17 protein-coding genes are annotated in these 19,724 nt (G+C 45.8%); 6 read left to right on the top strand and 11 right to left on the bottom strand.

Features of this window, described 5'->3' with window-relative positions:
• Window positions 1–265 precede the first annotated feature (265 nt).
• Window positions 266–1,045, bottom strand: coding sequence for a flagellar motor control protein ZomB (gene zomB / locus NE536_RS11730; protein WP_261272789.1), 780 nt, complete (start codon window positions 1,043–1,045; stop codon window positions 266–268).
• A 228-nt stretch (window positions 1,046–1,273) separates the two neighbouring features.
• Between zomB and cysB the strand changes: the two genes are divergently transcribed.
• A complete protein-coding gene (gene cysB, locus NE536_RS11725; RefSeq protein ID WP_261272788.1) occupies window positions 1,274–2,257 on the top strand; it encodes an HTH-type transcriptional regulator CysB in 984 nt (327 codons plus the stop codon).
• 64 nt (window positions 2,258–2,321) lie between these two features.
• On the opposite strand, the gene NE536_RS11720 is transcribed toward cysB, so the two are convergent.
• The 4 genes from NE536_RS11720 to ppsR all read right to left on the bottom strand — a co-directional run bounded on the left by NE536_RS11720 (window position 2,322) and on the right by ppsR (window position 5,928).
• Window positions 2,322–2,984, bottom strand: coding sequence for a response regulator transcription factor (locus NE536_RS11720; RefSeq protein WP_106650737.1), 663 nt, complete (start codon window positions 2,982–2,984; stop codon window positions 2,322–2,324).
• Between the two features lie 219 nt (window positions 2,985–3,203).
• Entirely contained in the window at window positions 3,204–3,668 is a 465-nt protein-coding gene (locus NE536_RS11715; RefSeq protein WP_220777958.1) for an acyl-CoA thioesterase, read from the bottom strand.
• Between the two features lie 200 nt (window positions 3,669–3,868).
• Entirely contained in the window at window positions 3,869–4,933 is a 1,065-nt protein-coding gene (locus tag NE536_RS11710; RefSeq protein ID WP_006086250.1) for a 3-deoxy-7-phosphoheptulonate synthase, read from the bottom strand.
• A 182-nt stretch (window positions 4,934–5,115) separates the two neighbouring features.
• Window positions 5,116–5,928: a posphoenolpyruvate synthetase regulatory kinase/phosphorylase PpsR gene (gene ppsR / locus NE536_RS11705; protein ID WP_106650736.1), complete on the bottom strand. Its 813-nt coding sequence runs from the start codon at window positions 5,926–5,928 to the stop codon at window positions 5,116–5,118.
• A gap of 124 nt (window positions 5,929–6,052) precedes the next feature.
• On the opposite strand from ppsR, the gene ppsA reads away from it, so the two are divergent.
• The 4 genes from ppsA to NE536_RS11685 all read left to right on the top strand — a co-directional run bounded on the left by ppsA (window position 6,053) and on the right by NE536_RS11685 (window position 12,716).
• Complete coding sequence (ppsA, locus tag NE536_RS11700; RefSeq protein WP_261272787.1) at window positions 6,053–8,422, top strand: phosphoenolpyruvate synthase; 2,370 nt, start codon at window positions 6,053–6,055, stop codon at window positions 8,420–8,422.
• Window positions 8,423–8,520: 98 nt separating this feature from the next.
• On the top strand, window positions 8,521–11,562 hold the full coding sequence (gene ydiJ, locus NE536_RS11695; protein ID WP_261272786.1) for a D-2-hydroxyglutarate dehydrogenase YdiJ: 3,042 nt from the start codon (window positions 8,521–8,523) through the stop codon (window positions 11,560–11,562).
• Window positions 11,563–11,680: 118 nt separating this feature from the next.
• Entirely contained in the window at window positions 11,681–12,154 is a 474-nt protein-coding gene (locus NE536_RS11690; protein WP_261272785.1) for a DUF1285 domain-containing protein, read from the top strand.
• Between the two features lie 145 nt (window positions 12,155–12,299).
• Entirely contained in the window at window positions 12,300–12,716 is a 417-nt protein-coding gene (locus NE536_RS11685; protein WP_006081948.1) for a MarR family winged helix-turn-helix transcriptional regulator, read from the top strand.
• A 138-nt stretch (window positions 12,717–12,854) separates the two neighbouring features.
• Here NE536_RS11685 and NE536_RS11680 read toward each other — a convergent pair whose 3' ends face one another.
• Window positions 12,855–13,199, bottom strand: a complete 345-nt coding sequence (locus tag NE536_RS11680) for a hypothetical protein (protein ID WP_006081947.1) — start codon at window positions 13,197–13,199, stop codon at window positions 12,855–12,857.
• 192 nt (window positions 13,200–13,391) lie between these two features.
• On the bottom strand, window positions 13,392–14,426 hold the full coding sequence (locus NE536_RS11675; RefSeq protein ID WP_041408595.1) for a Glu/Leu/Phe/Val dehydrogenase dimerization domain-containing protein: 1,035 nt from the start codon (window positions 14,424–14,426) through the stop codon (window positions 13,392–13,394).
• 280 nt (window positions 14,427–14,706) lie between these two features.
• Here NE536_RS11675 and NE536_RS11670 point away from each other — a divergent pair, with 280 nt between their 5' ends.
• On the top strand, window positions 14,707–15,156 hold the full coding sequence (locus NE536_RS11670; RefSeq protein WP_115334463.1) for a DUF4826 family protein: 450 nt from the start codon (window positions 14,707–14,709) through the stop codon (window positions 15,154–15,156).
• 151 nt (window positions 15,157–15,307) lie between these two features.
• Here NE536_RS11670 and NE536_RS11665 read toward each other — a convergent pair whose 3' ends face one another.
• The 4 genes from NE536_RS11665 to mnmA all read right to left on the bottom strand — a co-directional run bounded on the left by NE536_RS11665 (window position 15,308) and on the right by mnmA (window position 19,721).
• Window positions 15,308–16,447 carry a ribosomal protein uL16 3-hydroxylase gene (locus tag NE536_RS11665; protein WP_261272784.1) on the bottom strand — a complete coding sequence of 380 codons (1,140 nt, stop codon included), beginning with the start codon at window positions 16,445–16,447 and terminating at the stop codon, window positions 15,308–15,310.
• A gap of 134 nt (window positions 16,448–16,581) precedes the next feature.
• A complete protein-coding gene (gene purB / locus NE536_RS11660) occupies window positions 16,582–17,952 on the bottom strand; it encodes an adenylosuccinate lyase (RefSeq protein WP_012089398.1) in 1,371 nt (456 codons plus the stop codon).
• A gap of 29 nt (window positions 17,953–17,981) precedes the next feature.
• Window positions 17,982–18,599: a high frequency lysogenization protein HflD gene (hflD, locus tag NE536_RS11655; protein ID WP_006081942.1), complete on the bottom strand. Its 618-nt coding sequence runs from the start codon at window positions 18,597–18,599 to the stop codon at window positions 17,982–17,984.
• A gap of 3 nt (window positions 18,600–18,602) precedes the next feature.
• On the bottom strand, window positions 18,603–19,721 hold the full coding sequence (gene mnmA, locus NE536_RS11650) for a tRNA 2-thiouridine(34) synthase MnmA (protein WP_259510505.1): 1,119 nt from the start codon (window positions 19,719–19,721) through the stop codon (window positions 18,603–18,605).
• Window positions 19,722–19,724: the final 3 nt, after the last annotated feature.

Here is a 19,724-nt window from a genome sequence, read left to right as displayed (position 1 = left end):
ACGGCTTGAGTTAATTGATGTTGTCATAAAGAAGTCCTCTTTATGTCAACGTATTTCAGGACGGGACAAAGAGAATAAAAAAGCCAAGTCAATGATGACTTGGCTTTTTTGTTTCGATTTCTTTAGAGACTGATTTGTTGCTGTAGATGATGAGCCAAAAATGTTGTTCGCTTGATTCTTACTCACTCACCACGCCCGATAACGCTGAAGAACGAGTGGAAAGCGTGCCGCTAATTCAACGTAAAAGTCAGCAAATAGAAACTGATCACCATTTCTTTTTCGGTTGAAACAGCATGTCGATATCATCTTCTTCATTTTTAGGTCTTGGTGCACTGGGTTCAGATTGTTTCTGCGCGCCCATAATCTCATCAAGTAATTGTTTAGCCTCATCCACTTTACGACCAATGAAAGGGTCATTCGGTGTTTGTGCCTTAATGGCGTGTAATGTCGATAGGGCTTTAGTCACCATTTGTTTTGATGAACCATATTGCTTCATAAAACTGGCTGCTCTGGCTCGGGAAAGCATGGAGTCAACATTGATCCTCAGCTGTAAACTGTCGATACGATTTTCTTCCTGAGCAAAAATGCTCGGGTCGACTTTACCTTTATTATGCTCGGCTCTGAGTATTGCCTTGAGCTTTTTCAAGGTTTGAACTAGCGCTAAAATTTGTTTGTCGTTATCGGGTAGTCTGAAATTCTCAATCGGTGGTGATTGAGATTGACCAGACTGTAGGGTTGTTATTTGATTATTAATATCGGCTAGGCGGCGCTGATAATCAGACTGTTGCTGGGTATTACTAATTGCTGTCGCAGCTTGCAAGGCATCTTGCACACGGCGGTACAAAACCAACACAATATTCGTGCTACAAGGCATCATCCCTGTGTTAGATAACACAGCTTCGGTTTCATCGATAATTGCTCTTTGACGGGCAAATTCAATGCGACGCTCTGCTTCCGCGCGTTCTTTTTGTTGTTGTAATACGTTAATTCCGATAACAAGCAGTAAAAGCGCACCGATGAGGATCAGAACCAAGGTGAATGACATAGATGTTCCATTATTTATCCAATTGAGCTAATGCTACAATAAATCAATAAACTAGCATAGTTATCTTAGCCTAGGTTATCATTTCTGTCGTATGAATCTGCAGACTTGTGCTCTATATTCCTATTTGCTTTAAATTTTACTATATACTATAACGATTGATTATAGCTGAGAGTGCTTTGAGGGCTCAGTTGTTAATGGCATTTTGCGTGTTTGAGACAAGGAATTAAGATGAAACTGCAACAACTCAGGTATATTACTGAGGTCGTAAAACATAACCTCAATGTGTCGGCAACCGCTGAAAACTTGTATACCTCTCAACCAGGGATCAGCAAACAAGTTCGCATGCTTGAAGATGAGTTGGGTATCCAAATATTTGGTCGTAGCGGTAAGCACTTAACCCATGTCACACCTGCGGGTTTGCAAGTGATCAGCATTGCCAATGATATATTGGGTAAAGTTGAAAGCATTAAAAAAGTTTCTGAGGAATATACTAAGCCCGATCAAGGCGAGTTAAATATTTCCACAACAGACACTCAGGCGCGCTATGCGTTACCAACAATCATCCGCCAGTTTATTGATCGTTACCCTAAAGTGAATTTACACATGCACCAAGGGACGCCAGCACAGATCAGCGAACAGGCAGCGCGTGGTGATGCGGATTTCGCCATTGCGACCGAAGCAATGCATTTGTATTCCGACTTGATTATGCTGCCATGTTATCACTGGAATCGCTCCATCGTGGTGCCTAAAGATCATCCCCTTGCGACTCGTAGCTTAAATAATCCGATTAGCATCGAAGAGTTAGCGCGCTTCCCCTTAGTGACCTATGTGTTCGGTTTTGACCGAGCCTCTGAAATTGAGAAAGCCTTTAATCGTGCCAATTTAGAGCCGCGTGTCGTTTTTAGTGCGACCAGCGCCGATGTACTGAAAACCTATGTCCGTTTGGGATTAGGTGTGGGCGTTATCGCCTCAATGGCGATTGACCCTAATATTGATAAAGATTTAGTGGCGATTGATGCTGGCCATTTGTTTGCTCACAGTACGACTAAAATTGGCTTCAGGAAGGGCAGCTTCTTGCGTAGTTATATGTATGATTTTATTCAGCACTTTGCGCCGCATTTAACCCGTGACGTAGTGGAGAAAGCCGTCGCCTTACGGGACCAGCAGCTTATCGATGAAATGTTTGCTGATAAAAATTTGCCAATGCGTTAATTGGCGACGAGTTGCCGACATAAAAATGCCGCTAATATAAGAGGCATTTTTGTGGCATGAGCGATTAAGATAAATCGACTTTATCCATTTCAAGTTGAGCAAGTGCTATAACAGCTTGGGTACGGTTGCGAACGCCCAGTTTTCTAAAAATGGCAGTCGCGTGCGCCTTAATGGTCGCTTCTGAAACGCCAAGATCGTAGGCAATTTGCTTATTTAACAAACCTTCGGCAAACATCTGCAGCACTTTATATTGCTGCGGCGTGAGATCGGATAATTTACTGGCCATTTTATCAACGGCATCGTCATCGATATCAATAATCTCAGTGCCTTTAGGTAACCAAATATCCCCGAATAACACTGCACTTAGCGCCTCTTTGAGGGTTTCCATCGAGGCCGATTTGGGGATAAAACCACTGCTGCCATAATGAATTGCACGGCTAATGGTATTGATATCCTCGTGGGCTGATATCACTACAACGGGTAGTTCGGGATAATGTGAGCGAAGATGGATAAGGGTGGAGTAGCCGTGTGAACCTGGCATCTGCAGATCCAACAGTACAAGATCGTAGTCGACGCTACGGACATCCAATACAGATTGCAGTGCATCAGCACTGTCGGCTTCAAACCATTGTGCATGTTCAAACGCTGTGGTCAGCGCTTGACGTAGTGCATTTCTGAACAATGGGTGATCGTCTGCGATAATAATATTTAAGTTTTCTAGCTTCATGGCTTTTATGATTATGTTCGGTGCGCGTGAAGATTGAACTCAATGTAACAGAAAAGTAATCAAGGATCCTATTGCTTTATTCATGAATCAGGACAAAATTTTGATATGTTTCTGGTTGTTAGACTTTGGTCGGTGTTATAAAAAACATATTCAAATTGTAAAGTCGCGATCAAAAGCCCGAGATGACGGGCGGTTCAGTGTCTTTCAATCGTCTACAAACTACTCGTATGTCCACACTTGGGTGGGATTTCGTTGTTCGTCAACTGCAACAAAGGTAAACACACCACGTATGGCATGCTCTCGATGGTCTTGATACATGTCTTCGACATAGATATTCACTTCAACTTTCAATGAGGTGTTACCGACATGGATCACCCGCGCGATCAGTTCGGCTAATGTGCCTGCGGGGATCGGTTTTTTAAAATCGATTCTATCGGAACTCACAGTTACTAAGGTTTTACGGCAAAAACGAGTCGCAGCGATAAAGGCTGTTTCATCCATCCACGCTAAAGCTTCACCACCAAATAAGGTATTGTGATGATTGGTGATGGATGGAAATACCGCCTTGATAACCCGCGCTTCTGAGGAATCGATTCGCGTTTGAATCGCTTCTGGGAATTGTGCTTCAGGAGGTTCGGTTCGGGAGGTATTTTCGGTGTTTGGAGAAATGGGCGTAAGCGACATACAGCAACCTAAGGTAATGCAGCAAATAAGGCAGAATTATAGAGATTTTTAATTCTTAAAGATAGAAATGCACTGGCTTTAACGCTCATTAAGAATGTGGCTGAAGATTATTAAACCGCTCTTAATTAAAAAACCGATCTAAGATCGGTTTTTTATTGGAAAACGTATATCGCTTCGGACATTTTTTTCGAGCGTCAGGCTTATTTCGCTAACAGTGCTTTTCGCTCGCGGGAAGCGGCTGCCAGTTTACGCAGCAGGACTTCTGAGTCATCCCAATGTAAGCAGGCATCGGTGATGCTTTGGCCATAACAGAGTGGTTGGTCTGCAACGACTTTCTGGTTGCCTTCCTGTAAGAAGCTTTCAGCCATAATACCGGCGATGGCAGTGCTGCCTGCCCGCATTTGCGCCATGATTTCATCGGCGACGTTAAGCTGCTTAAGGTGGTTTTTCTCACTGTTACCGTGGCTGAAATCAACCACCATACGTTGAGTGACCCCAACAGAGGCAAGTTGTTGCCGTGCTTTTTCGATATCTTCGGCGTGGTAATTAGGCGTTTTGCCGCCGCGCAGAATGATATGACCAAACGGATTACCGTGGGTGCGATAAACCGCCATCGCGCCATCTTTATCCGGTGAATAGAAAATATGCGGAACTTGTGCGGCGCGCACTGCATCGACGGCTATGTTGATATTGCCATCGGTACCGTTTTTAAAACCAACAGGGCAAGACAGTGCCGAAGCCATTTCACGGTGAACTTGGCTTTCAGTGGTGCGCGCGCCAATTGCGCCCCAAGTGATGAGATCGGCGATGTACTGGCCGTTCACCATATCTAAAAATTCGGTGGCAATAGGTAATTTTAATTCAGTGATTTGTTGCAGTAGCTCGCGAGCAATGCGTAAGCCTTTGTTTGGCTCGAAACTGCCATCGAGATCGGGATCTGAAATTAATCCTTTCCAACCGACAATTGTGCGAGGTTTCTCAAAATAGACCCGCATTAAGATGCACAAATCATCTTTCAATTCTTGATGTAATGCGGCTAAGCGCTGCGCATAATCTAATGCCGCTTTGGTATCGTGGATTGAGCAGGGGCCTATGATCACCAAAAGACGCTGGTCTTCACCCATAATAATGGCTTCGACTTCACGACGTTGCTGAACCAGATAATCGGCCGCATCTTGAGTTAATGGGAACTCAGATGCCAGTTGCGCAGGTGAGATGACTTTTGCTAATAAGGAAGTGCGTAGTTCGTCTGTTTTTATGGTCATTCAAAATACCGAGCTTGCGTGCGGCGCTTTTCGCCAGATTGCCTCGGATTATAACGAATCGAACCGAGTTGCACAGCGCCAATTGTGTTAATTGTCGGCAACTGTGCAATGAATTTGATTTAAGTTAGATTCATTTAAGCTAAATTCACTCGGTTTTTCTGGCTGCGTTTCACTCTGCAAGCTTAGAACATGTGGCGTTCTAGGCCCGTGACATCCAAGATTTTGGTGGCAATTTCTTCCACGGAATGATTCGTTGTATCTATATAAGGAATGCGTTCACGTTTAAATAGCATTTCGACTTCTTTGACTTCTAAGCGGCACTGCTTGAGTGACGAGTAGCGGCTATTCTCCATTCGACTCTGACGGATTTCATGTAAACGCACGGGGTCAATCGTCAAGCCAAACAGCTTTTTCTTATTGCGTTTCAACGCTTCAGGTAACTTGAGGTTATCCATATCATCTTCGGTGAAAGGGTAGTTTGCTGCTTTGATTCCAAACTGCATCGATAAATACAGGCTAGAGGGCGTTTTGCCACAGCGTGAGACCCCAAGTAGAACTAGATCGGCTTGATCCATGTGTTTCATGGTCTGGCCGTCATCATTATCCATGGCGAAATTAATGGCATCAATTCGCGCTTCATAGCCGTGATTGGCTTTTCCATGGGTGCGATGTAGCACCGGAGAAGCTGAAACCCCTAAATGTTGTTCGAGTGGTGCCACGAAAGTATTCAAAAAATCATAATCTAAGCCTTCACTCGAATAAATAATGTCGCGAATTTCTGGTTTGACGATGGAATGGAATACTAACGGCCGCTCACCTGTTGTAATAAAACAATCATTAATTTGTCGCTTAACTTGCTCCGCTTTCGTGAGAGTTTCAACGAATGGAATTGTAAGTGACTCAAATTCTAATGGAAATTGCGAGAGAACCGCATGACCAAAAACTTCAGCTGTGATCGCTGTCCCGTCGGAGATATAGAATACTTTTGGTGCCATACTGACCTCTTGTAGTAATAAAATTACAAATAAAATTATAGATTTACGCGTGTTCGGCAGGAGTGTAAAATGCCGCTGCCCTCGTGTGAAGGGGCCACTGAAATAAACTTGCGGAGATAGAACTGTGCAGCAATACGTACTCTGGTATCAAGAATTAGGCATGGGTGACGTCAACTTGGTTGGCGGTAAAAATGCTTCTCTAGGCGAGATGATCAGCAATCTGGCCAATGCCGGTGTTCAAGTACCTGGCGGATTTGCGACAACTTCCCATGCGTTCAACGAGTTCCTTGAACAAAGCGGAGTTAACCAGAAGATTTATGACATTCTCGCCACACTGGATGTAGATGATGTCAATGCGCTGGCTAAAGTAGGTGCACAGATCAGGCAGTGGGTTATCGACACCCCATTTCAACCAGCATTAGAGCAAGCTATTCGTGAAGCTTACGATAAACTTGCCGCTGAAACTAGCGAAGCGTCATTCGCGGTACGTTCTTCTGCAACAGCAGAAGATATGCCAGATGCATCTTTTGCGGGTCAGCAAGAAACTTTCTTAAACGTTAAAGGATTTGAATCTGTACTCGTGGCGATCAAGCACGTATACGCTTCACTCTTTAACGATCGCGCTATTTCCTACCGTGTCCACCAAGGTTATGAGCACCACGGTGTAGCCTTGTCTGCTGGCGTGCAACGCATGGTTCGTTCAGATAAAGCGGCTTCAGGTGTGATGTTCACTATGGACACTGAATCTGGCAATAACGATGTCGTGTTTATTACTTCATCTTTTGGTCTGGGTGAAATGGTTGTTCAAGGCGCGGTAAACCCTGATGAATTTTATGTTCACAAACCGATTTTAGCCTTAGGTCATAAGGCTGTTGTGCGCCGTAATATCGGTAGCAAGCTCATCCAAATGGTGTATTCAGATGATGCTGCTCACGGCAAACAAGTGAAAATTGAAGACGTGAGTGCTGACAAGCGTCGCCAATTCTCAATCAATGACGCTGAAGTCGAAGAATTAGCTAAGCAAGCTATGGTTATCGAAAAACATTACGGTCGTCCAATGGACATCGAATGGGCGAAAGACGGTAACGACGGCAAGCTGTATATCGTTCAAGCACGTCCAGAAACGGTTCGTAGCCGTGAAGATGTGCAATTAATTGAGCGTTATCACTTAAAGAGCCGTGGCGCTGTGATCTGTGAAGGTCGCGCTATCGGTCATAAAGTGGGTACTGGTGTAGCCAAAGTATTAACCTCAATCGCCGATATGGATCAAATCCAACCTGGCGACGTGTTAGTGACTGACATGACAGATCCCGATTGGGAACCTATCATGAAGCGCGCAAGTGCTATCGTCACAAACCGTGGCGGTCGTACCTGTCACGCGGCGATTATCGCCCGCGAATTGGGTGTGCCAGCAGTCGTAGGTTGTGGTGACGTAACTGACCGTATCAAGAATGGTCAAATCGTGACTGTTTCTTGCGCCGAAGGTGACACTGGCTTTATCTACGAAGGTAAACAAGAGTTTGAAGTGATTTCAAACCGTGTTGACTCTCTGCCTGCATTGCCAATGAAAATTATGATGAACGTGGGTAACCCTGATCGTGCATTTGATTTTGCCCGTTTGCCAAACGAAGGTGTGGGTCTAGCGCGTTTAGAATTCATCATCAACCGTATGATCGGTATTCATCCAAAGGCACTGCTTGAGTTCAATCAACAAGACGCTGTGCTGCAAACTGAAATCAACGAGATGATCGCAGGTTATGAATCTCCAGTTGAGTTCTATATTGCCCGTCTGGTTGAAGGTATTGCGACCATAGGTTCAGCTTTCTATCCGAAGAAAGTGATCGTCCGTATGTCAGACTTTAAGTCTAACGAATACGCAAACTTGGTTGGCGGAGACAGATACGAGCCAGAAGAAGAGAACCCAATGCTGGGCTTCCGCGGTGCAAGCCGTTATATCTCTGAATCCTTCCGTGACTGTTTTGCGCTTGAGTGTGAAGCGATCAAACGCGTTCGTAATGACATGGGGCTGAAAAACGTTGAAGTCATGATCCCATTCGTTCGCACAGTGAAAGAAGCTGAGCAAGTGGTCGGCCTGCTGAAAGAGCAAGGTTTAGAGCGCGGCAAAGACGGTTTACGCGTCATTATGATGTGTGAAGTGCCTTCAAACGCCCTGTTAGCAGACCAATTCCTTGAGCATTTCGATGGCTTCTCTATCGGCTCAAACGATTTAACTCAGCTGACACTCGGACTTGACCGTGACTCCGGTATCATCAGCCACTTATTCGATGAGCGTGATGAAGCCGTTAAAATGCTACTTTCATTAGCCATTAAAGCGGCTAAAGCGAAGGGCGCTTACATAGGTATCTGTGGTCAAGGACCTTCAGATCACGCTGATTTTGCCGCTTGGTTGGTAGAACAAGGCATAGATACAGTGTCATTAAACCCTGATACTGTGATTGATACTTGGTTGTATTTAGCCGAAGCGCACGCTTGATCTAGATAGTCATTTTATAAACTTGTTAAAAAAGCCGCTTTTTAGCGGCTTTTTTTTGTTTATAATGGCGCCATAACGATAATTGACAGAAGCCATCTATGTTACCCCTGCTATCACATCAACAAACATTAGAGCCAGTGTATTTGGCATACCTTGATGCACTGGAGCAAAGTGAGTATTCCGGTGATATAGACAAACGTTACAGCGCACGTTTAGTGCAAGCCACCGACAACTCGGTATATCAATTTTTACCTCAAGCCGTGTTATATCCTAAAAATCAGCAGGATATCCAAATTGCATTGACGCTGGCCGCCAGCGACACATTTCGCAGCGTGACCTTTAGTGCGCGGGGCGGTGGTACGGGCACCAACGGACAATCCCTCACCCATGGTTTGATTTTAGATGTGTCGCGTTACATGAACCGCGTGCTCGAAGTGAATGCTGAGCAAGGTTGGGTGCGAGTTGAAGCTGGTGTCGTTAAAGATGCGCTCAACGATGTATTGCGTCCCCATGGATTCTTTTTTAGTCCCGATTTATCCACCTCAAACCGCGCCACAATTGGCGGCATGATTAATACCGATGCCTCGGGTGCGGGCTCACTGGTTTATGGTAAGACCTCAGATCACGTGCTGGCGCTACGCAGTGTGTTGATTGATGGCAGTGTGCTGGATACGCATCCCCTAGATGCGGGACTACTGTGTAACCCAGATAACGTCAGTGATAATCCGCTGGGGCAGAAACTGATTTCTGCTGTGGCGGCGGTATGCCGCGAAAAGCGTACTCAGATTGAAAACCAATTTCCTAAACTTAACCGTTTCCTCACTGGCTATGACTTAAAACACGTGTGGAACGACAGCCTGACACAATTCGATTTATCTCGGATTTTAACGGGCTCAGAGGGCACGCTTGCGGTGTTAACCGAAGCTAAACTCAATCTCACCCCGCTGCCGACCGAGCGCGCTATGGTGAACATTAAGTACGATTCGTTCCAATCGGCATTGCGTCATGCGCCATCCTTAGTCGCCGCGCGGGCGACTGTGGTCGAAACTGTCGATTCAAAAGTGCTGAATTTAGCCCGTGAAGATATTGTCTGGCACTCGGTATCTGATCTGATCCAAGAAGTGCCTGGTAAAGTTATTGATGGCCTCAATATGGTCGAATTTGCCGGTGACACGGTCGAAGTTGAGCAAAAGCTGGCAAGTTTGGAAGCTGTGTTGACTGAGCAGATCAGCAAAGGTGAGTGCGGCGTATTGGGTTACCAAGTGACGCAAGACAAGCCAAGCATCGAAAAAATCTACGGCATGCGCAAAAAAGCCGTTGGTTTACTCGGCGCCACTAAAGGACGTCGCAAACCTATCGCCTTTGCGGAAGATACCGCGGTGCCGCCCGAAAAACTCGCCGACTATATTATGGAGTTTCGCGCAGTACTCGATGGTCATAATCTGCAATACGGTATGTTCGGTCATGTGGATGCGGGCGTGTTGCATGTTCGGCCCGCACTCGATATGTGCGATGTTGAAGATGAAAAACTACTGCGAGTCATTTCAGATCAAGTCGCGGCACTGACGCTTAAATACGGCGGCCTGATGTGGGGCGAACACGGTAAAGGTGTGCGTGGTGAATACGGTCCATCTGTCTTTGGTGATGAACTATACGGCGTTCTACAAGATATCAAAGGCTTGTTCGACCCCGATAACCGATTAAACCCCGGCAAGCTGGTGGCGCCTAAACAGACTGGCGCCCTCTATTACGATGTTGACAGTGTTAAGCGCGGTAAATTTGACCGACAAATTCCCATCGAAGTACGTGATGCGTTCCCCGATGTGATGAATTGTAACGGCAACGGCTTGTGTTTTAATTACAGTAGCTATTCGCCCATGTGCCCATCGTTTAAGGTGACAGGCGATAGAGTACAGTCGCCTAAGGGACGTGCAGGACTCATGAGAGAGTGGCTAAGGCTACTTGAGGCTGAAGGGGTTGATGTTAATGCCCTCGCAAAAGCGAAACCTTTTGGTATATTGCAGCGCATTCAAAATACCATCAATGCCAAACGTGATTATGATTACTCCCACGAGGTGATGGAATCGCTTAAGGGCTGTTTGGCATGCAAAGCCTGCTCTGGACAATGTCCAGTCAAAGTGGATGTGCCTAAGTTTAGGGCGCAGTTCTTTAATATCTACTATCAACGTTATTTAAGACCGGCTAAGGACTATCTTGTTGCAGGTATCGAAGATAGTTTGCCATTAATGGCCGCGGCACCGCGTCTCACTAACTTTGCCGCGCAAAATCCATTGAGCCAATGGGTGATTAAAAAGGCGATTGGTTATGTGGATGCGCCTGCGTTATCTGTGCCGACCTTGAAGCAAAGACTCGATGGTCATGCAAGCCGCGGTTATGACTTAGCGGCACTACAGGCAATTCCAGAAGAGGCGCGCTCACAGTTTGTGTTGGTGGTACAAGATCCCTTTAACAGTTTCTATGACTCTGGCCTTGTGCTGCGCTTTATCCAGTTGATTGAAAAACTTGGGTTAAAACCCGTGTTGTTGCCTTATAAACCCAATGGTAAGCCAACGCATATCAAGGGATTTTTAGATAAGTTCGCTAAAACGGCGCAGTCGAGTGCAGATTTTTTGAATCAAGTTCATAAACTGGGCATGCCGATGGTCGGCATCGATCCTGCCTTAGTCTTATGTTATCGCGACGAATACCGCGAAGTCTTAGGGGCTAATCGCGGTACTTTTGAGGTCAAGTTAGCTAACGAATGGCTACTGAATGTCATCAAGGATTTACCCGCGAAAGCGCCACAAGATAAGCAATATACCTGGTTTAGTCATTGCACTGAATCGACGGCCAAGCCAAATACTGCCAACGAGTGGACTAAAATCTTCGCCCATTTTGGTGCTAAGTTAACCGCAGTCAATTTAGGTTGTTGTGGTATGGCCGGAACCTACGGCCATGAGGCGGAAAACTTAGAGCGCTCTAAGGCCTTGTTTGAGATGTCTTGGCAGCAAACTCTCGCTAAGATTGAACAGCCGCAAGTGTTAGTGTCGGGCTATTCTTGCCGTACTCAAGTGAAACGTTTTGCTGGTTACAAGCCAAAACATCCACTGGAGGCCTTGCTTGAGTTAGCAAATATCTAGTGGTGTTTATCGCTTAACTAGTGAGCTTGTTATTATCCTCACTAGCATATCCCAGTGTTGAATGTCACACTAAAGCCAGCCGCAAGGCTGGTTTTTTTATGGATGATGGAGGCCGCAGATGGAAAAGATGACAGACAGTATTGAGCACACACTCAAACAATTCGCCGCCGATAGCGCATTAACGACAACAACGCCATTGTGCAGTGACATCCCACTATTTGACATTAACGCCTTGGGTGATTGGACGTATTTGGGTACATCGCTACCAGCAAAGTTTGCTAAGTTGTTCGCCAGTATTTTGCATTGCATCGATGATGAGTATTTTTTAATTACCCCAGTGGAGAAGGTACGAGTGCAGGTTGAAGATGCGCCGCTGCTGATTGTCGATTTCGAGCGAGCGCAACCCCATTCTCTGCTCAATGTGAGCACCAGTATTGACACTCTGCACCACAATGTGGATATAAAGCAGATGAAGCTCACCGATGACAGTGTTTATTTGCCACTTGAGCGCGGGTTATGGGGGAAATTAGGTCGTGCTTGTTACTATAATTTTGTGAATGAATTCAATTTATCTGATCTAAATGAGCAGTGAGTTCGTAGGTTAATCGCATAATTAGCTGTGGTGTTAGCTAGTTTATTGCGGGTTAAGTGGTAGTATTAAAACTGACTCTGGGTTCCTATGATTGCGCACAGGGTAAGTGAAAACGCTTGAAAACCTTTGTTGTAGGAGGTGCTGTTTGAATCGTCATGAAAGCTTAGGCTATCTTGTTTCCCACTTAAATATCGAGCTGCAAAATGAGCTTGATCTGCATCTTAAGCGATATCAACTCGATATAAAACTGTGGCCTGTGCTGTTTGCTTTGTGGCAAGAGGAGGGCATCAGCCAAACTGAATTGTCTAAGCGTTGCGATGTGGCAAATTACACTATGACTCGTTTACTCGATCAGTTACAGGTACAAGGTCTTATTACACGCCATCAAGAAGCCGATAATCGGCGCGCCTTTCAAATTTTTTTGACCGATGAAGCTAAAGCGTTAGAGCAAGATCTGATTTGCGAAGCTGAGCGGGTTAACGAAAAATTCCTGTCTAACCTCAGTGATGAGGAGCAGCAGCAGTTCGTCTTACTGTTAAATAAGATCAATCGCTTGGCTTAATGATACGGATTCATTTGGTATGGAGGGAGACTGCGGTTTAGCCGTTTTCGTTGCTATCTGTATGTGGTTGTCTAAATTCATTTTCTCCAGTTTAATTCCGTCATTCATCCGTTACTTCGCGGGATTAAACTTGTGCAATCAATTCAAGTAAAGTGCAAAGACGCACAGTAAGCTGACGGCTATTACTGAGTGTTGTAAATAACGGCGGCTGGCTAACAAATTTTCTTTGCCTTGTTTTAGGCTGGCGACGAGTGTGTGCTGCTTATAAATTCGGCACATCAACTCATCGGTTTGGGGATCGATAAGCAGTTCAAACTTGCAAGGTGCGCCGTCTTTAAGTTGGATGGTATGTTCGCTCTGAGGCTTAAAATTTAGCTTGTGCGACACCATCTGGCCGTTGACAAAGACCCGCTCTAAACCGCTCCAATTACTGGCTTGCAGTTCAACTACATCTTGGTTGAGATCATACTTGAAACGGATCATAGCGCTATCCTGTGCTGGGACCTGAGAGGCTAATTCAAGCAGACAAATATGACGTTTTCCAGCGTGATTTAATGAATATTCTGTGTCGAAATTAAAAGCGCGGCTAAACCATGAGCTTAGCGCTAGATTAAATTTTAGATAACAAAAAAGCGACCAGAGGTCGCTTTTGCGGATGTTACGCGGGCAGAAAAATTACTTTTTTGCGGCTTCGATAATGGCTTTGGCCATTTCATCAGCCACAGCGCCGGTTGTACGGTTCTGCGCATCAGCTTGGCTGAATATTTTTAACAGGGTGTTGTAAATTTCTTCTACTTTAGCGGTCGATTTCGCCGCATCGTAATCTTTTTCGAACGACACGTTGATAATGCCGCCTGCGTTGATCACATAGTCTGGCGCGTACAGAATGCCCATTTCTTTCAGTTGTTCGCCGTGGCGTACTTCAGCTAATTGGTTGTTGGCACAGCCAGCAACAATTTTGGCTTTCAGTTGCGGTAAGGTCGCATCGTTTAAAGTTGCGCCAAGGGCACATGGAGCATACACATCCACATCTTGCGCGTAGATTTCTTGAGGCGCGACAACAATGGCACCAAAGTCGGTAGCGACTCTGTCTAACGAGGCTTGATGAATGTCGGTAACAATCAGTTCAGCACCTTCGTTATGCAAGTGTTTGCACAGGTAATAGCCAACGTGACCTACACCTTGAACGGCGATTTTAAGGCCTTTTAGGCTGTCTAAACCGAGTCTATGTTTAACCGCAGCTTTGATGCCTAAATAAGTGCCAAGGGCGGTGAACGGTGATGGATCGCCACTCTTGCCTTCAAGACCTGCCATATAAGGGGTTTCTTCATGGGCAATCATGATATCTGCTGTGGTTGTACCCACGTCTTCAGCGGAATAATAGCGGCCGCCAAGGCTATTAATGAAACGGCCAAAAGCGCGGAATAGGGCTTCGCGGTCTTGTCTTTTTGGATCGGCGATGATCACTGATTTGCCGCCGCCCATGGTTAAACCGGCAAGGGCGTTTTTGTAAGTCATGCCACGAGAGAGGCGTAATACGTCAGTCAGGGCTTCATCATCCGATTGGTAATTCCACATCCGGCAACCACCCACAGCAGGGCCAAGGTTGGTGTTATGGATGGCGACAATGGCCTTTAAGCCACTTTCTTTATCATGACAGAATACGACCTGTTCATGTTCGTCAAAGGATACATGATTAAATACAGCCACGTGAATTTCTCCGCTATACACAATGAAAAAGCCGACGAGGTGAGTCCCCATCGACTGCTTGTTATATTTATTGCAGAACCATAGCATTTAGCGATACTCTCAACCATGCATAATGACCGAATAAATACATTATTTGTGGCAATTTAGCTTTCCACTTTACGTAAACGTAAGCTTTGCGGTTGGAAATGGATTGTACTGAATTTAATGTAACAAATAGAATGAAGCGCGCACTGATCCCAAGAATTAGGTTCGCGTTATAACAATAAGATAGGACGGAAGTATGACTGAACAAGCTGTCGACCAAACTCAACAGAATTTATCAGCTGAAGAAGTGGAAAAGCTGCGTCAAGAGTGGGTCAGAACTCAATTCCAAAAAGCCAATCGTTTCCTCGCTGAAAAAGGCGTGATCCCAAGCAAAGTCTTGGCCGATGACAGTCGTTATCTTGCGCCTTACATGGCGATTTGGAAAATGGAATCCAAGCGTCCCAGCAACAAAACCTATTGGGTGATGTCGGGCGATTTACCCTCGGATTTCGTCGATGTGAAAGTGGCGGCAACGGCCCGTGATGCGGTACGTCATTTCTCTATGATGTGGCAAATGCAGGCGGAAAACTTGGTACGTTCAGGTGCAACCCGTGATGCCACTCAAGCTAAGTTTGCGCAATTACTGGTATCGCGCGCCGAGAGTTTATATCGTATGCACAATGACGATAAACTGTGGAATGCTTAAACTCAAATGAGTTGATACAACAGTATCTTGCGTTGATTGATACTGATAACTGACATCACAATAAGGCACTCAATTGAGTGCCTTATTTATGCTGACTTATATGCAGATTTCCTCTGTTGAGAACAAGGTCATCGAGCAAAGTCGATAGGGCTTATTCTTCGCTGTCGCTTAAGTAGAAGAAACCTTGATTGATGAGTTTCAACAGTAAGGCTTGAACTTCTTCATGCTGACATATTTCAGTCGCTTCATCGGCGCTTAAGCTCACGTTATCGCTCAACTGTGCGATAACGTCTACCGGTGTATTTAGCAATTCGTGCACATCACCATTGATGAATAATCGCGGCGTGGCGTCATTTTCAAGGCGCAATACTTTCAAACCGCCGATACGGCTGATGCCAGCGTCTTGGGCAAAGGCATCTTGCAAATCTTCAATGCTGTAAGCTTCTTCGCCTTCACACAAATCAAGCTCGAAACGGTTTTGACTAAGCAACTTACCTAACACGATTTGGTAGCTATTGGGATCTTGGCTCAGCTGACTCAAGAGTGACATTATGCCCACTTGATGATCTTGGCTGACGATACCCGCTGAACTCGGTTCAGTTTGCGACGTGAAACGCTGCTGACCTAAGTTATTGTCGAGCAGGTAATCGGCGACTTCACTGATCAGTTCTTGCTGGCTTGGTGCACGAAAACCAATTGAGTAACTCATTGCCACTGTTAGGGTTTCGCCGCAATGCGGGAAACCAGGTGGAATATAAAGCATGTCGCCTTTTTCTAACACCACATCGATAATTGGGATGAAGTCTTCAACCAGCGGCGAGTTGGGATTGCCACCACGGCGTTGTTGCGGGGTATTGTCGCCCACAGTCCAGCGACGTTCACCTTCACCTTGAATGATAAACACATCGTAGTTATCAACGTGCGGGCCCACACCACCACTTGGCGTTGCAAATGAGGCCATCAAGTCATCGAAACGCCAGTCAGGTAAAAAGCGTAGCGCTTCAACTAATGGCTGCGAATCGGGATACCAATGATTGACTGCTTGCACTAATAACTGCCAATGGGTTTCGCCATAGCTGTCGTAATCTTCAAACGGGCCTTGAACCACTTCCCAGTTATCGTCTTTAGTGACGACGATACGCGAAGAGATTTCTTCTTCACAGGCAAGGCCTGCTAGTTCATCGGCGCTGATCGGATCTTCAAACAGCGGAAACGCTTTTTTGATCAGCAGGGGTTTCTTTTGCCAGTATTCACTAAGAAACTGGGCGATATCGAGATTGAGTGTATACATAGTGTTAAAAAAGGCGACCACATCGCGGAGATGTGAGTCGCCTTAATCCTTATTTCTGTTTATGAAAGAGTATTGTCCATCGCCAATTTCGGCTAATAACTAATTTCAGTTAAAAACTAAGTTCAGTTAAAAGCTTACTTCAGTTCGTCGACAAACGTTTCGGCGCGACCAATGTAATTGGCGGGCGTCATTTTCTTCAGCTCAGCTTTCACTGAGTCTGGTAATTCAAGTCCGTCAATAAACACTGACAGTTGCTGCGCGTCGATACGTTTACCGCGCGTCAGTTCTTTTAACTTTTCGTATGGCTTTTCAATACCATAACGACGCATTACCGTTTGTACGGGTTCTGCTAACACTTCCCAGTTGTGATCTAACTCATCACGCAGGTGCGCTTCGTTAACTTCTAACTTGCTGATGCCTTTTAAGGTCGCTTGATACGCGATCAACGCATGGGCAATACCTACGCCTAAGTTACGCAGCACAGTTGAGTCAGTTAAGTCACGTTGCCATCTTGATAACGGCAGCTTAGACGCTAAATGTTGCATCAGCGCGTTAGCGATACCTAAGTTACCCTCAGAGTTTTCAAAATCGATTGGGTTAACTTTGTGCGGCATAGTCGATGAACCGATTTCACCGGCGATAGTGCGTTGTTTGAAGTGACCTAGGGCAATGTAACCCCAAATGTCACGGTCAAAGTCAATCAGCACAGTGTTGAAACGGGCAACCGCATCAAACAGTTCGGCAATGTAATCGTGTGGTTCGATTTGCGTCGTGTAGGCGTTCCAGTGCAGGCCAAGGCTAGTCACAAAACGCTCAGACAGTTCATGCCAATTAACTTCAGGGTAGGCTGACAGGTGAGCATTGTAGTTACCTACGGCACCGTTCAGTTTGCCCATGATTTCAACATTGGCAATTTGTTTGATTTGACGCTCAAGACGCATCGCCACGTTCGCCATCTCTTTACCGAGTGTCGAAGGTGAAGCAGGTTGGCCATGGGTGCGTGACATTAATGGCACAGAGCGATATTCAATCGCCAGCTTTTTAATCGCAGTCAGCAACTCGTTGCAATATGGCAGTAATACTTGCTCACGGGCTTCAGTCAACATTAAACCGTGGCTTAAGTTGTTGATATCTTCGGAAGTACAGGCAAAGTGAACAAACTCACCCACAGCGGCTAATTCGCTATTGCCCGCGATTTTTTCTTTGATGAAGTATTCAACCGCTTTCACATCGTGGTTAGTGGTGCTTTCGATAGCCTTAACACGCAGCGCATCTTGTTCGTTGAAATTGTCTTTAATGCCATCGAGCACAGCGATTGCTGACGCGCTCAATGTTGGCACTTCGCTAATGTCTGGGCAGTCTGCTAACAGTTTTAGCCAATTGATTTCAACCTGAACACGGTACTTGGTAAGACCGAACTCGCTGAAAATCCCTCTCAATGAAGCGGTTTTACTACCATAACGACCGTCTACCGGAGAGATAGCAGTTAGTGCGGAAAGATCCATGTGAAGCTCCTTGATGAACGCTAATTTTATTATAGGGTAAGACTTTTCTTGGCTGTATCGACTATGGCTTTGCGGGCGAAGACTAAGTGTCGACGCTTACCGCCTAGTTGGCGCCACAGTACAGCGCTGCGCATGGCTGCCAGCAGCAGAGCGCGAATTTTTTGTTGTACGATAGGGCGTTGCAAACACACAGGATTACCAGAGATTTGGATTTTTGGCCCTAAATTACTGATGATGTCACTGTAAATGCTGGCAAGATTGGCAATCACTTGTTCATCTGTGATCGCAAAATGATGTAGCTGGCGATTCACTTGATTAATGCGCTCGGCCAACATGCCTAAACCACTGTTTGAGCGAACTAATTTTCGCTCTAACGCCAACACGCCAACTAAATAGCGGGTGATTTCAACATCTTTTTGACTGCTGTCACCGAGCTGATTCAGGATCAGCTTATAGCCTTTTTGCAATACGATTTTGTCTTGGTATACATCGGCAGTATTGTCAGGATTGGTGACAAGAATGGTGTTTAAGCTCGCCGCGAGCTCGGCATTATCTAATTCGCCATGGCGGGCTAAATGTTGAACTTGGGCAATGGCTTGCAGTATGCCTGCAAACGCCATTGTCCGATTAACTAGTTGCTCGTTCACGATTTACCCTCGGATCAATTGATCTATGATGCCGCCACCTAGGCAGACTTCACCATCATAAAATACCGCAGACTGCCCAGGCGTCACCGCCGCAACAGGCTCATCGAAGACCACGCGCAAGGTGTGTTCATCTGTGTAGGTCAAAGTACAAGGCACATCTTGTTGGCGATAACGGGTTTTTACAGCGATATGACAGCCATCGACAGGTCCGGTTCTATCCACCCAATGCAGTTGGTTAACTGTCATGCCGGTCGACATCAAACGAGGATGGTGTCCGCCTTGACCTACGATCAACACGTTACGCTCAAGATCTTTATCGACGACATACCAAGGATCGTCATTGCTGTTTTTCATACCGCCAATGCCTAAGCCTTTACGCTGGCCTAAGGTGTGGTACATCAGCCCTTGGTGTGTGCCTATGATTTCGCCTTCTGGGGTTTCGATATTGCCAGGCTGCGCAGGTAAATAAGTGCCTAGGAATTCAGTGAACTTGCGCTCACCGATAAAGCAGATGCCGGTGCTGTCTTTTTTATCATGGGTGATTAGGCCCATTTCTTTTGCGATTTCACGTACTTGATGTTTTTCCAATTCACCGACAGGAAACAGACTTCGGGCCACTTGCTCGTGGCTAAGGGTGTAGAGGAAATAACTTTGATCTTTATTGCCATCGACGCCACGGAGCATTTGTGTGCTGCCATCGCTATTGTCGCGGCGGCGCACATAGTGGCCCATGGCGATGTAATCGGCGTCGAGGATTTCGTCGGCAAATTCTAAAAATGCCTTAAATTTGATTTCTTTGTTGCACATGATATCGGGATTTGGCGTGCGCCCCGCTTTGTATTCGGCGAGGAAATACTCAAAGACATTGTCCCAATATTCGGCTGCAAAGTTAACTGTGTGTAGCTTGATCCCGAGCTTGTCGCATACGGCTTGGGCATCTTTTAAATCTTCTGCGGCAGCGCAGTACTCGTTGTTGTCATCTTCTTCCCAGTTCTTCATGAAAAGGCCTTCAACCTGATAGCCTTGCTGCATAAGCAAATAGGCTGAAACAGATGAATCTACACCGCCGGACATGCCGACAATGACTTTTTTTCCTGTGTGAGTGGGTTCGATTGATGTCATAGA

Source organism: Shewanella septentrionalis (assembly GCF_025370265.1).
In the GTDB taxonomy this organism is placed as follows: Bacteria; Pseudomonadota; Gammaproteobacteria; order Enterobacterales; family Shewanellaceae; genus Shewanella; species Shewanella hafniensis.
The sequence above is the reverse complement of the archived record's forward strand: the minus strand, read 5'-3'. Positions and strand labels throughout refer to the sequence as shown.